This window comes from Bacteroides sp. MSK.20.82 (genome assembly GCF_019052485.1).
Classification (GTDB): domain Bacteria; phylum Bacteroidota; class Bacteroidia; order Bacteroidales; family Bacteroidaceae; genus Bacteroides; species Bacteroides thetaiotaomicron.
Map to the genome: position 1 here is coordinate 218,008 of NZ_JAHQUN010000003.1, position 14,393 is coordinate 232,400.

Genomic DNA, 14,393 nt, shown 5'->3' on the forward strand with positions numbered 1-14,393 from the left:
TTGTCTACATTTGATTAGTTGAATAAAGGAGCCTTATAAAACTGAATATATGAAAAAAAATATTATAACGTTTGTTGCCTTAATAATTGGTCTTATTTGCCGTGCACAGACCGTAGATGAGAATTATTATTTTAAGAGTCTTAGTAGCCAGAATGGATTGTCGCAAAATACAGTAAGTGCTATCTTGCAGGATTCGAAAGGCTTTATGTGGTTTGGTACAAAAGATGGATTGGACAGATATGATGGTGTATCGTTCCGGCATTTTAAATATGATAGAACCAATCCGCGAAGTCTCGGTAATAATTTTGTGACTTCTCTTTATGAAGATGTTGAGGGAAATATATGGATAGGGACAGACGTAGGAGTATATATCTACTATCCTGAAAAAGATACTTTTCGTCATTTTGTAGAATTAAGTGATAGAAATACAAGGATAGAACGCGCTGTTGCCATGATTTCAGGGGACAGGCAAGGACGTATCTGGATAGCTTCGGAGGCGCAAAATCTATTTTGTTATGACTTAAAAGAACAAAGTTTACGGAACTATATTTTGACAGAACATTCATTGGTCTCTACTAACGTGAAATGTTTGACAGTTGATAATAGCGGTACTATATGGATTGGATTCTACGGAGATGGACTATTTTATTCGAAAGATAATTTGAAAACTCTTCACCCCTATCTGTCACCTGTTGATAATGAAGAAACTTATAATGATGATGTTGTTAGTAAAATAGTATTAGGGGCATACAATTGTTTATATATCAGTTCCTTAAAAGGAGGGGTGAAAGAACTGAATTTGACTTCGGGCAAATTGAGGGACCTGTTGCTGAAAGATGAGAATAATGAGGCTATTTATTGTCGGACTCTACTTGTCTATACTGATAATGAGTTGTGGATAGGGACGGAATCAGGTGTTTATATTTATAATCTTCGTACGGAAAAGTATACGCATTTGCGTAGTTCCGAATATGATCCTTATTCTTTATCAGACAATGCTATTTATTCGTTTTGTAAGGACCGTGAAGATGGGATATGGATTGGTTCATATTTTGGAGGAGTAAATTACTATCCTCGTTCGTATACTTATTTTGAGAAGTATTATCCGAAAGGAATAGAAAATAGTCTGCATGGTAAGCGGGTACGTGAATTTTGTCGGGATAGTCAAGGTATATTATGGATTGGTACTGAGGATGGTGGATTAAATCGTTTCAATCTGAAAACGAAAGACTTTTCTTTTTTTGCTCCTAGTGCAGGATTTACGAATATACATGGGCTTTGTTTAGTGGATGATAAACTTTGGGTAGGTACATTCTCTAAGGGGCTAAAGGTGATAGACACCCGTTCAGGTGTTGTTTTAAAAACATATCAAAAAAATGATTCTCCCCGTTCTTTGATTGATAATAGCATTTTTGCAATCTGTAAAACAGCTACAGGTGATATTTATTTGGGAACTATGTTTGGGTTGGTACGATACAATAAGCAATCGGATGACTTTGATCGCATACCGGAACTAAACGGGAAATTTATATATGATATAAAAGAAGATTCTGCCGGTAATATCTGGTTGGCAACTTATGCTAACGGAGTATATTGTTATAATGTGAACGATCGGAAATGGAAGAACTATGTGCATGATGATAAAGATAATACAAGTCTTCCGTATAATAAAGTATCGAGTGTTTTTGAAGATTCCCATCGTCAAATCTGGTTGACGACTCAAGGGGGAGGATTCTGTATATTTCATCCGGAGTCGGAGACTTTTACGAGTTATAACTCTACTAATGGATTGCCTAGTGATGTTGTTTATCAGATTGTAGAAGATAAAGAAGGGCAGCTATGGCTGACAACCAATAATGGTCTGGTTTGTTTCCAGCCAAATACTGAGGCTATGAAAGTGTATACTACTGCGAATGGCTTGTTGGGAGATCAGTTCAACTATCGCTCTAGTTTTGAAGATGAGAATGGAATGATTTACTTTGGGGGGATTGACGGTTTTATCGCTTTTAATCCTAAAGATTTCTCAGAGAATAAGAATCTTCCTACAGTAGTAATAACTGATTTTCTGTTGTTTAATAAGGAAGTGTATGCAGATGAACCAAATTCTCCTTTGGAAAAGAGTATAACTTTCTCTGATAAGATAGTACTTCGGGCTGATCAGAACTCCTTCTCTTTTCGTATTTCAGCTCTAGGATATCAAGCTCCGAGAATGAATAAATTGAAGTATAAATTAGAAGGATTTGACGATGAGTGGCTATCTGTAGGCGAAAGCCCGCTGATAACTTATTCTAATCTGCGTTATGGTCATTATATATTTCGGGTAAAGGCCGCCAATAGCAATGGTGTATGGAATAGTAATGAAATCTCGTTAAGTATCCAGATTCTACCTCCTTTTTATCTTTCTGTTTGGGCTTATTGCATTTATGTACTTTTGATTATTGGATGTTCTGTCTATTTGGTTCTTTATTTTAAGCGTCGCACCAATAGAAAACATCGTCGTCAAATGGAGAAATTTGAGCAGGAAAAGGAACGGGAAGTGTATAATGCCAAAATAGATTTTTTCACTAATGTAGCACACGAGATACGTACTCCTTTGACGTTGATTAATGGTCCGTTGGAAAATATTCTTTTGAAAAAGTCAGTGGACTCGGAGACGCGTGAAGACTTGAATATAATGAAGCAGAACACAGAACGGCTACTAAGTCTGACGAACCAATTGTTGGATTTCCGCAAGACGGAGAGTCAGGGTTTCCGATTGAACTTTGCTGAATGTAATATTACGGAGGTATTGAAAGAAACTCATAAACGTTTTACTTCTTTGGCGAAGCAAAGAGAATTGGATTTCATTCTAAATGTACCGGTACAGGATTTCTATGCTCATGTAAATAAGGAGGCATTTACTAAAATTGTTAGTAATCTGCTGAATAATGCTGTGAAATATGCAGAAACGTATGTGCATGTGTACTTGGAAATAAATGGGACGGGAGAAAATAAGATGTTTTATATTCGTTCTGTGAATGACGGAGTTATTATCCCGAATGAAATGAAGGAAGAGATTTTTAAACCTTTTGTTCGCTTCAATGAGAAGGAAGATGGTAAAGTTACTACCGGAACGGGAATTGGATTGGCTCTTTCGCGTTCATTGGCTGAATTGCATCGGGGAAACTTGACGATGTTGGAAAGTGAAGAAGCCAACGTTTTTTGTTTGTCGCTGCCTGTAGAACAGGATAGTGTGATAAAACTAGCTTCAGAACATAAATCTGTGGAAGAGAGTAAAACGGTAGAACGTCGGATAGAACAGGGGGAAAGTAAGACAAATAGGCCTGTAATACTGGTAGCGGATGATAATCAGGATATGCTGTCTTTTGTTGTTCGTCAATTGGAAGATAATTACATCGTTTTGACTGCAAAAGATGGATTGGAAGCATTGGAAGTGCTGGATAATCAGGAAGTCACATTGGTGGTAAGTGATGTTGTAATGCCTCGTATGGATGGATTTGAGTTGTGCAAGGTGGTTAAGTCTAAACTGGATTATAGTCATATTCCGGTGATTCTGCTTACTGCTAAAACAAATATTCAATCTAAGATAGAGGGATTGGAATTAGGGGCGGATGCGTATATTGAAAAACCTTTCTCTGTTGAATATCTACAGGCTTGCATCGCCAATCTGATTAATAGTCGTGAGAAACTGCGTCAGGCTTTTGCACAATCGCCTTTTGTTGCGGCCAATACGATGGCTTTGACAAAAGCTGATGAAGAATTTATGAAAAAACTAAATGAAATCATTCAGGGTAACTTTCATAATCCTGATTTTAGTATGGATGATATAGTCGATTCATTGAATATGAGTCGCTCTAATTTTTATCGGAAAATAAAAGGAGTACTTGATCTGAGCCCGAATGAATACTTGCGGCTGGAAAGGTTGAAACGAGCTGCCCAATTATTGAAAGAGGGGAATGGGCGTGTGAATGAGATTTGTTATATGGTAGGTTTTAACTCGCCTTCCTATTTTTCTAAATGTTTCCAGAAACAGTTTGGAGTATTGCCGAAAGACTTTGCCGGTTAGATAGTATCTCGTACATGCAGGATATATATCCCCGTTGCATTGCGCATATATACACAATGTACAGGGCATATAGATCCTGCATATTGCGTATATATAGCTTATCTGCCTCTTTTTTTATTGCAATATTTTATGTGCTTTTATGTGGTATATGAAACAATTATCTCATTCCTGTTTCATTTGGTATAGATTTGCTATTCTTTCTTCTATTTGAGACATTATTGCGATTTATTGGGATATTTATATTACCCAAAAACTATCTCATCCGCTAATTTTGCCTGTGTCAATCAGTCGAAACAATAATCTAATTATATATGATCAAACATTTAACACTTTTGGGTACAGTTCTTTTATTCTCTTCTCAAATTTTATTGGCGCAGTGGAAACCTGCGGGAGATAAAATCAGAACTTTTTGGGCAGAAAAGGTCGATGTGAATAATGTATTGCCGGAATATCCGCGTCCTATTATGGAACGTTCGGATTGGCAGAATCTGAATGGGCTATGGAACTATGCCGTATTACCTTTAGGACAATCTGCTCCGACTACGTTTGATGGAAAGATATTAGTTCCTTTTGCTATTGAATCAAGTCTTTCCGGTGTAGGAAAAACTTTGGGGATGGAAAAAGAATTATGGTACCAACGTGTATTTAATATTCCTTCCAGTTGGAGAGGCAAGAGAGTATTGCTCCATTTTGGCGCAGTAGATTGGAAAACTGAAGTGTGGGTAAACAATATAAAAGTAGGTGAACATACCGGTGGTTTTACTCCGTTTACTTTTGATGTGACTGAAGCTTTGGAGAAATCAACGAATACCCTGACGGTTAAAGTCTGGGACCCTACAGATAAAGGATTTCAACCTCGGGGAAAGCAAGTTAGTAACCCTCGTGGCATCTGGTATACTCCGGTAAGCGGTATATGGCAGACTGTGTGGCTGGAACCGGTGTCCGAGCATTATATTGCAGGTGTAAAGACAACTCCCGACATAGATACAAATAAGATAAAGGTAAAAGTTGAAACGGATAGCAATAGACAGTCGGATAGGCTGGAGGTAAAAGTGTTTGATGGAAAGCATCTGGTGGCTATGGGAACCTCTATAAATGGTTTGCCGGTTGAGATTCCCATGCCTGCTGATGCAAAGCTCTGGTCGCCGGATAGTCCTTTTCTGTATCAGATGGAAGTATCTTTGATTTCTGCGGGGAAACTGGTGGATCAAATAAAAAGCTATGTTGCTATGCGCAAGTATTCGATGAAAAGAGATGAACATGGTATTGTGCGTTTACAGTTGAATAATAAAGACTTGTTCCAGTTTGGTCCTTTAGATCAGGGCTGGTGGCCGGACGGATTATATACGGCTCCTACAGATGAAGCTCTACGCTATGACATTGAGAAAACTAAGGATTTTGGTTTCAATATGATTCGTAAACATATCAAAGTAGAACCTGCACGTTGGTATACTTACTGTGACCAGATAGGGCTTATCGTATGGCAGGATATGCCTAGTGGAGATAAAAGCCCGGAGTGGCAAAACCGAAAATATTTTGAGGGAACGGAGTTGACTCGTTCTGCTGAATCGGAAGAGACGTATCGTAAAGAATGGAAGGAAGTGATTGATTGTCTTTATTCTTATCCTTGTATTGGTACTTGGGTACCTTTCAATGAAGCATGGGGACAATTCAAGACACGGGAAATTGCCGAATGGACAAAGCAATATGACCCTTCCCGGTTGGTAAATCCGGCAAGTGGAGGCAATCATTATACATGTGGTGATATGCTTGATCTGCATCACTATCCGGGACCGGAAATGTTTCTGTATGATGCGCAAAGGGCTACTGTTTTAGGCGAATACGGAGGTATCGGCCTGGTGTTGAAAGATCATCTCTGGGAGCCGAATCGTAATTGGGGATATATCCAGTTCAATACTTCCGCAGAAGCTACAGCAGAATATCTGAAATATGCCGGAATACTGAAAGATATGATTTCCCGTGGATTTTCTGCAGCTGTCTATACACAAACTACTGATGTTGAAGTTGAAGTAAATGGTTTAATGACTTATGACCGTAAAGTGATAAAACTCGATGAGTCAAAATTGAAGAAGATGAACACAGAGATTTGCAATTCTTTAAAATAACAACTAAATAGCAAAACTATATATTATACTTATGAGAAAGACACTAATTTTGATTTTAACCTTGTTTGCAGTCTTTACGACTGTTGATGCTAGAAGTAAGAAAGACCAGGACCGCGCATTAATCGACAAAGTTGCCATGTGGCAGATCGATCATCAGACGAAAGTAAAGCATCATGATCTTGCATGGACTAATGGCGTTTTGTTTCGTGGCATGGTGGAATGGGCAGACTACACACAAGATTCCCGCTATTATGACTTTCTGATGCAGATTGGGAAAAAGCATCGTTGGGGATTCTTGAAAAGGCTCTACCATGCGGATGATCTTGTGATAGCACAGATGTATATCCGTATGTATGAGAAGTATCATGATCCGGTAATGATTCAGCCTACTATCGCACGTGTAGATTCGATAGTGGCTAAGCCTTCGAAAGCTCGTTTATGGTTGGGTGCAAAAAACTGGTCGGAGCGTTGGTCATGGTGTGATGCTTTATTTATGGCTCCTCCTGTCTATGGACAGTTGAACAAACTGCATCCTGAAAAAAACTATTTGGATTTTATGGACCGTGAGTTTAGAGAAGCTACAGATTCCTTATATGACGCTGATGCAGGATTGTACTACCGTGACAGAAGGTACATCCCGAAAAAGGAGAAGAATGGTGAGAAAGTGTTTTGGGGTAGAGGTAATGGTTGGGTATTTGCCGGACTGCCTTTGTTATTACAAACACTTCCCAAAGAGCATCCGACTTATAATTATTATCTGAATATCTACAAAGAGATGGCTTCATCCGTCATCAAATGCCAGGATAAGAATGGTTCTTGGCATGCGAGTATGCTTGATCCTGAATCGTATCCCTCGCCGGAAAACAGTGCTTCCGGGTTCTTTGTCTATGGTTTGGGATGGGGAATTAATCAGGGGATACTGAAAGGTAAGAAGTACAAGAAAGCTGCTCAAAAGGGATGGAAAGCATTGAAGAGCTATGTTCATGAGGATGGTATGCTTGGATATGTTCAGCCTGTCAGCGCTGCTCCCGAACAAGTCACTAAAGACATGACCGAAGTGTATGGTGTTGGTGCATTTCTGATGGCTGGTATTGAAATGTTGAAAATGAAATAACCTTTTTATTAATAATTATGAAAACAAAAACAAGAGATTTAAGTGCATGCCTGAAAAGGCGGCTATGGATCGCCGGCGTATGTCTGGCAGCTTTTTCTTTTCTTTCTGTATCTGTTGTGTATGCAGCTGACGATATCCAGACTGTTCAGCAGCAAAAGAAAGGAATGACGATTAAAGGTAAGGTTTTGGGTACAGATGGAGAACCTATTATTGGTGCGTCTGTATTGGTGAAGGGATCGACTACCGGAGTCGTGACTGATTTGGATGGTAATTATACATTAGCTAACGTTTCTAAAGGCGCTATTCTGGAATTTAGTTATGTCGGTTATGTGAAACTGACTAAAACAGTAGGGAGTGAAACAACGATAAATGCAATCTTGTATGAAGATTCCCAGATGCTGGAGGGAGTTGAGGTTGTGGCTTTCGGTACACAGAAAAAGGAAAGCGTTATCGGAGCTATTTCAACGGTAAAAGTTGCAGAACTGAAAACTCCGTCGAGTAACTTGACCAATGCACTTGCCGGACGTATTGCTGGTGTGATTTCTTATCAAAGAACAGGTGAACCCGGTGTAGATGATGCTTCTTTCTTCGTTCGTGGTGTTACTACTTTCGGTTATAAAAAGGACCCTTTAATCTTAATTGATGGTATTGAATTGACTTCTACTGACTTAGCCCGTTTGCAGCCTGATGATATCGCTAGTTTTTCTATTATGAAGGATGCTACTGCTACAGCGCTTTACGGTGCTCGTGGTGCGAATGGAGTTATCTTGGTCAAGACAAAAGAAGGTCAGAAAGGTAAGGCGCGATTAAGCTTGAGAGTTGAGAATTCAATATCTGCTCCAACTCAGGAGATTGAGTTGGCAGATCCTGTTACTTATATGCGTCTGCACAATGAGGCCTATTTGACACGTAATCCGTTAGCGCCGTTGATGTACTCCGAAGAGAAAATAGACAATACTGTATCTGGCTCCGGTTCTGTGATTTATCCGGCTACGGACTGGAGAAAGGAATTATTGAAGGACTTTACGATGAACCAGCGTGTAAACTTGAATATTACAGGTGGTGGCGATGTGGCACGTTATTATGTGGCAGCTTCCTATAGTCAGGATAATGGTATTCTGGAGGTTGATAAGAATAGTAATTTTAATAATAATATTAAACAGAGAGTTTATACTCTTCGCTCTAATGTGAATATTAATGCTACTAAAACTACAGAATTGATTGTTCGTTTAAGTGGTGTATTTGATGATTATAATGGTCCATTGTATGGTGGTTCTGCTATGTATAATCTGATTATGAAAAGTAACCCGGTATTGTTTCCTGCCAAATATCCCAAAGATGAGGCTCATGCATACACTAAGCATACTTTGTTTGGTAATGCTGAAAATGGACAGTATCTGAATCCATATGCAGAAATGGTAAGAGGATATAAAGAATCAGGACGTTCTAACTTGAGTGCACAGTTTGAAGTAAAGCAAGACTTGAAATTCTTGACAGAAGGTTTATCCGCCCGCTTATTGTTCAATACTTCCCGTATTTCCAGTTATGATGTTTCACGTAAGCTGAATCCGTATTATTATAAGATGACTAATTATGATTATCTGACTGGTGATTATGCTATTGATATTATCAATCCGGATGAAGGTTCGGAGTATTTGATTTATGATCCGGGAGGCAAAAGCATTACAGCCAATATGTATATTGAAGCAGCATTGAATTATAATCGTGACTTTGGAAAACACGGAGTAGGCGGATTGTTGGTTTATCAGTTGAGAAATAATCTTCAGCCAAATGCAGGCTCGCTTCAGGCATCTTTGCCTTATCGCAATGTCGGTTTATCCGGTCGTTTCACTTATGCATATAATAATCGTTATTTTGCAGAGTTCAACTTTGGTTATAATGGTTCTGAACGCTTTCATAAAAGTAAACGATTTGGCTTCTTCCCTTCTGCTGGTCTGGCATGGGTTGTTTCTAATGAATCTTTTTGGGACCCGTTTAAAAGTGTTGTGTCAAAATTGAAGTTGAGAGCTTCTTATGGTATAGTCGGTAATGATGCTATCGGAAGTGGGCGTTTCTTGTATCTGTCCGATATTAACATGAATGATAGTAAATATGGAGCAAATTTCGGATATAACTTTGATTATCATCGTGATGGTATCTCAGTGAAACGTTATTCTGATCCTGAAATTACATGGGAAAAATCTGCTAAGACCAACTTTGCACTTGAATTTACTCTGTTTGATGACTTGAATGTGACAGCCGAGTACTATACAGAACGCCGTAAGAGTATTTTGCAGCAACGCGCTTCTATTCCGGCATCTATGGGACTTTGGGTGCAGCCTTATGCAAACTTAGGTGAAGCTAAAGGAAGTGGCGTTGACTTATCACTGGACTATAATAAATATTTTGCAAACAAATCATGGTTGCAGTTGAGAGGAAACTTTACTTATGCAACTAGCGAATATATGGTGTACGAAGACTATGAATATCCGGGAGCATGGTGGAAACAAAAAGTCGGTTATCCTACCAATCAAACTTGGGGATATATTGCAGAAGGTTTGTTTGTAGACGATAACGAAGTGGCTAACTCTCCTGTACAATTCGGAGAATATGGTGCGGGTGATATTAAATATCGTGACGTAAATAAGGACGGAAAGATTACTGATCTCGACCAAGTACCTATCGGATATCCGAAAGAGCCGGAAATTGTATATGGTTTTGGTGCATCTTATGGATATAAGAATTGGGATATATCTGTATTCTTCCAAGGATTGGCCAGAGAATCATTCTGGATTGACTATAATAATGTTTCTCCGTATTTTAATACAGTTGATACGAAAGTTGTAGGAAATAGGGTAGGCCATAATGCACTTGCTAAGTTTATTGCAGATAGTCATTGGTCGGAAGATAATAGAGATGCGTATGCTGTGTGGCCGAGATTAAGCCCGACTTCTATTGAAAATAATAGTAAAACGAGCACATGGTTCATGCGTGATGGTTCGTTCTTGCGTCTGAAACAGTTAGAAATCGGATATACGATTCCTGAAAAGGTAACTAATAAAGTCGGTATTAAGAATCTTCGATTCTATGTTACAGGAAACAACTTATTGTGCTTCAGCAAGTTTAAACTTTGGGATCCTGAAATGGCAGGTGCCGGTTTAGGTTACCCTGTGCAGAGAGTATATAATGTTGGACTAAATTTAACATTCTAAATCTGATATAAAATGAAAAAATTACAATTATTAATATTGAATTGTTTGATTATCGTTTTATCCTCCTGTGATTCATTTCTGGATATCGTTCCGGATGATATCGCCACAATCGATAATGCATTTACAATGAGAGCGCAAGCAGAGAAATATCTGTTTACCTGTTATTACTATCTTCCAGCTCATGGACTATTGGAGGCAAATCCTGCGATTGCCGGTGGTGATGAATTGTATATTACGGAGTCTTTCCGTAGTGCAGCACACGTGCATGCCTGGTATATTTCACATAATATGCAAAGTTCGGCAAGACCGCGTTGTGATTACTGGACGGGAGCCGATCAGCAAAACAACAAGTCTTTATATCAGGGAATCAGTGACTGTAATATTTTTTTAGAGAATATCCAGAAGGTGCCTGATATGACACAGGCTGAAAAGGATCGTTGGGCGGCTGAAGTGCGTTTTCTGAAAGCCTATTATCATTATTGGTTGATCAGGATGTATGGTCCGATTCCTATTATGGACCAGAATATTCCGGTGAATGCTGGTGAAGAAGAGGTAAAGGTCTTTAGAAATACAATAGATGAATGTTTTGATTATGTGATTAACACATTGACTGAAATTATCGACAGCAACCATTTACCAGATAAGATAATGAATGAGGCGGAAGAACTGGGACGAATTACTCAAGGAATTGCAATGGCTATAAGAGCAGAGGTGATGGTAACTGCTGCCAGTCCTTTATTTAATGGAAACGCGGATTATAAAGGATATACCGATTCAAGGGGCATTGAGATCTTTAATCCTAACAAATCGGAACAAGATAAGAAGCAACGTTGGATAGATGCAGCAGAAGCATGTAAACAAGCTATTGAATTTTTAAAGGCTCAGGGACATGATTTATATAAATATACTTCTCTTGAGTACACTATATCTGATCAGACACGGGCAAAAATGAATATCCGTAATATTGTAACAGAGAAATGGAATCAGGAAATTATCTGGGCTAATTCAAATAGTATTATCGGTCAATTGCAGGATCATGCGATTCCACGCGGTTTGGAACCAGGAAAAGAAGGGAATGCAAGTGTTGGTGGTAATCTGGCTGTTCCTCTGAAAATAGCTGATTTATTCTACACAAAAAATGGAGTACCTATCACGGAAGATAAAACCTGGAACTATGATGATCGCTTAGAATTGAGAAAGGCAACATCTGATGATAAATACTTTATAAAAGAAGGATATACAACAGCCAGTATCAATTTTGACAGAGAAGTTCGCTACTATGCAAGTTTAGGATTTGACGGTGCAGTTTGGTTCGGTCAGGGTGTAACGGATGAAACGAAGCCGATTTATGTACAATGTAAGCAAGGACAGTCTGCTGCTAATCAGATATCAAACTCATGGAATGAAACTGGTATATGGCCTAAAAAACTAGTTCACTTTAAAAGTGTTGTAGGACAGACTAGTGGGTTTACCAAGATTACTTATCCATTCCCAGTGATGAGATTAGGAAACTTATACTTGTTGTATGCCGAGGCTTTGAATGAGAGTGGTGCTTCTAAAACAGATGTTCTGACCTGGGTCGACTTGATCAGAGAAAGAGCAGGTTTGGAAGGAGTAGAAGAGAGTTGGGATACATACACGAATAACAAGAAATATGAAACAGTAGACGGCAGACGTGAGATTATCCAGCAAGAACGGGGTATTGAGTTAGCCTTTGAAGCTCAGAGGTTCTGGGATTTGCGTCGATGGAAGTTGGCATATCAGGAACAAAATAAGCCTATTACAGGATGGAATACTCAATATAGTACAAATGAGGATTACTATACAGAACAATTGATTTATGCTCAAGAATTCAGAATAAGAAACTATTTCTGGCCGATATTAGATAAAGAATTATATTCGAATAAAAATCTGGTACAGAATTATGGGTGGTAAACTTTAAATTTAAGACGTTATGAAGAAGAAATTATATAAATATGGTTTGCTTTATATAGGAGTGGCTTTAGCTGCTTGTGCTGATAATGCTGATTTGAATGAACCGGCAGGAAGTACAACGCCTCCGGCACAGGTGTTGAACGCAACGGTAAAGAATCTGCCTGGTGCGGCAATTATCTATTATGACTTACCGGATGATCAGAATCTGAAATATGTTAGGGCCAGTTATAAGGTTGATAACATGGTCCGCACAGTTAATGCTTCTTTCTACACAGATTCTTTGGTAGTGGAAGGTTTCCCGACTAAGGGGGAATATGATATTGAGCTTTATTCTGTTAGTTATGGTGAGGTTGTGTCTTCTCCGTTAGTCGTGAAAGTGAATCCTGATACACCTCCTTATCAGAAAGTTCGTGGAACATTGGTTTCTGCCGAAACATTTGGCGGTATCAGAGTGAATTTTGATAATCCGGAAAAAGCGAAACTTGGACTGGGCGTTATAAAAAAACAAGCAGAGGGTATTTGGACACAGGTATATATGCATTATACTGAAGCTAAAGGTGGAGATTTTTATGTACGTGGTCTTGATGCTGTTACTACAGATTTTGGTATATTTGTCAGGGATAGATGGGGGCACCTTTCGGATACATTGTATGTAACTGAAACTCCTCTTTATGAAGAACAATGTGATAAGTCTTTGTTCAGAAAGATGGCTTTACCGACCGACTCTTATGAATGCCATTCATGGAATGAGGTCACAAAAGGGAATGATATGACACGACTTTGGGATGGAATAACAGATGCAGACCCCTGCTTTCAGACTAAGACGACAACGGTAATGCCTCAATGGTTTACTTTTGATATGGGAGAGAATTATAAATTAAGTCGTTTTGTGATGGTTTCACGTTATTATCCGGGTAAATATGGCAATACGTTCAAGGCTGGTCATCCGAAACATTTTGAAATTTGGGGAAGTATTAATCCGAATCCGGATGGAAGCTTTGATGATTCGTGGGTATTGCTATCAGAATATGAATCAGTGAAACCTTCAGGTGGTGGTGTTAATGATGCTCTAACAGCTGAAGATCAGGAAGCTGCAAAGAATGGTGAGAATTTTATTATTCCGGATAATGCTCCTGCTGTTCGTTACATTCGTTTCAGGACGAATAACACTTGGGGAAATACACGCTACATGCATCTTCACGAACTAACATTCTTCGGTGCAAAGCATAATTAGTAATAAGTAAAAAGAAATAATGCTATGAGACTATTTAAGAATTTTGCTCTTGTATTTTTATTTATAGGTACTTTGGCGTCTTGTGATGGCATGGATGCAACATATAAAGAGTTTATTGAAGAAGGACCTATTGTTTATATAGGAAAAGTGGATTCGTTGAAAGCGTATGCCGGACGTAACCGAGCTATGCTTGAGTGGCAGAAGTTGCTTGATCCACGTGCTAAAACAGCTAAAATCTTCTGGGAAAACAGAACGAGGTCCACTGAATTACAATTAACTGATAAGGCTGGTCTAACACAGGTTATAGTGAAGGATTTGGCGGAAGGTTCGTATGTATTTGAAGTTTGCACATATGATACTCATGGTAATTCTTCTATTATGTCAGAAGTTCCTTGTACTGTATATGGTGATGTTTATGAGAAGTTGTTGTTTAATACAAAAGTAAAGACGGCAGTTTTAAAAAACGATGTGTTGACCATTACTTTTGCAGCTTCGCTTGAACCGACTTTCTTTGGTTCCGAAATTACTTATACGAGCATTGATGGAGGGGATAAAACGGTGATTCTGAAAGCACCCGAGACGCAGATTAAGATAGATGATTTTGCAGGCGATCGTATTATTTATCGTTCTGTTTATTTGCCGGAAGAAACTGCTATCGATTATTTCTATAGTGAATCGGATGAATTTGAAATTAAATAAAGAGGAT

Annotated in this window: 7 protein-coding genes; all 7 read left to right on the forward strand. The window is 38.7% G+C overall.

Features of this window, described 5'->3' with window-relative positions:
• Positions 1 to 49 precede the first annotated feature (49 nt).
• The 7 genes from KTR07_RS04965 to KTR07_RS04995 all read left to right on the forward strand — a co-directional run bounded on the left by KTR07_RS04965 (position 50) and on the right by KTR07_RS04995 (position 14,386).
• Positions 50 to 4,066, forward strand: coding sequence for a hybrid sensor histidine kinase/response regulator transcription factor (locus KTR07_RS04965; RefSeq protein ID WP_011108531.1), 4,017 nt, complete (start codon positions 50 to 52; stop codon positions 4,064 to 4,066).
• 311 nt (positions 4,067 to 4,377) lie between these two features.
• The gene (locus tag KTR07_RS04970; protein ID WP_113748063.1) at positions 4,378 to 6,192 is read left to right on the forward strand and encodes a glycoside hydrolase family 2 protein; all 1,815 of its coding nucleotides are present in this window, start codon (positions 4,378 to 4,380) and stop codon (positions 6,190 to 6,192) included.
• A gap of 31 nt (positions 6,193 to 6,223) precedes the next feature.
• On the forward strand, positions 6,224 to 7,306 hold the full coding sequence (locus KTR07_RS04975) for a glycoside hydrolase family 88 protein (protein ID WP_055229186.1): 1,083 nt from the start codon (positions 6,224 to 6,226) through the stop codon (positions 7,304 to 7,306).
• A gap of 17 nt (positions 7,307 to 7,323) precedes the next feature.
• Positions 7,324 to 10,518 (forward strand): TonB-dependent receptor, encoded by a 3,195-nt coding sequence (locus tag KTR07_RS04980; RefSeq protein WP_090612833.1) that lies wholly within the window; start codon positions 7,324 to 7,326, stop codon positions 10,516 to 10,518.
• A 12-nt stretch (positions 10,519 to 10,530) separates the two neighbouring features.
• Positions 10,531 to 12,453: a RagB/SusD family nutrient uptake outer membrane protein gene (locus tag KTR07_RS04985; RefSeq protein WP_008767204.1), complete on the forward strand. Its 1,923-nt coding sequence runs from the start codon at positions 10,531 to 10,533 to the stop codon at positions 12,451 to 12,453.
• Positions 12,454 to 12,472: 19 nt separating this feature from the next.
• A complete protein-coding gene (locus KTR07_RS04990; protein WP_008767203.1) occupies positions 12,473 to 13,687 on the forward strand; it encodes a DUF5000 domain-containing lipoprotein in 1,215 nt (404 codons plus the stop codon).
• Positions 13,688 to 13,711: 24 nt separating this feature from the next.
• Entirely contained in the window at positions 13,712 to 14,386 is a 675-nt protein-coding gene (locus KTR07_RS04995) for a DUF4998 domain-containing protein (RefSeq protein ID WP_008767202.1), read from the forward strand.
• Positions 14,387 to 14,393 lie beyond the last annotated feature (7 nt).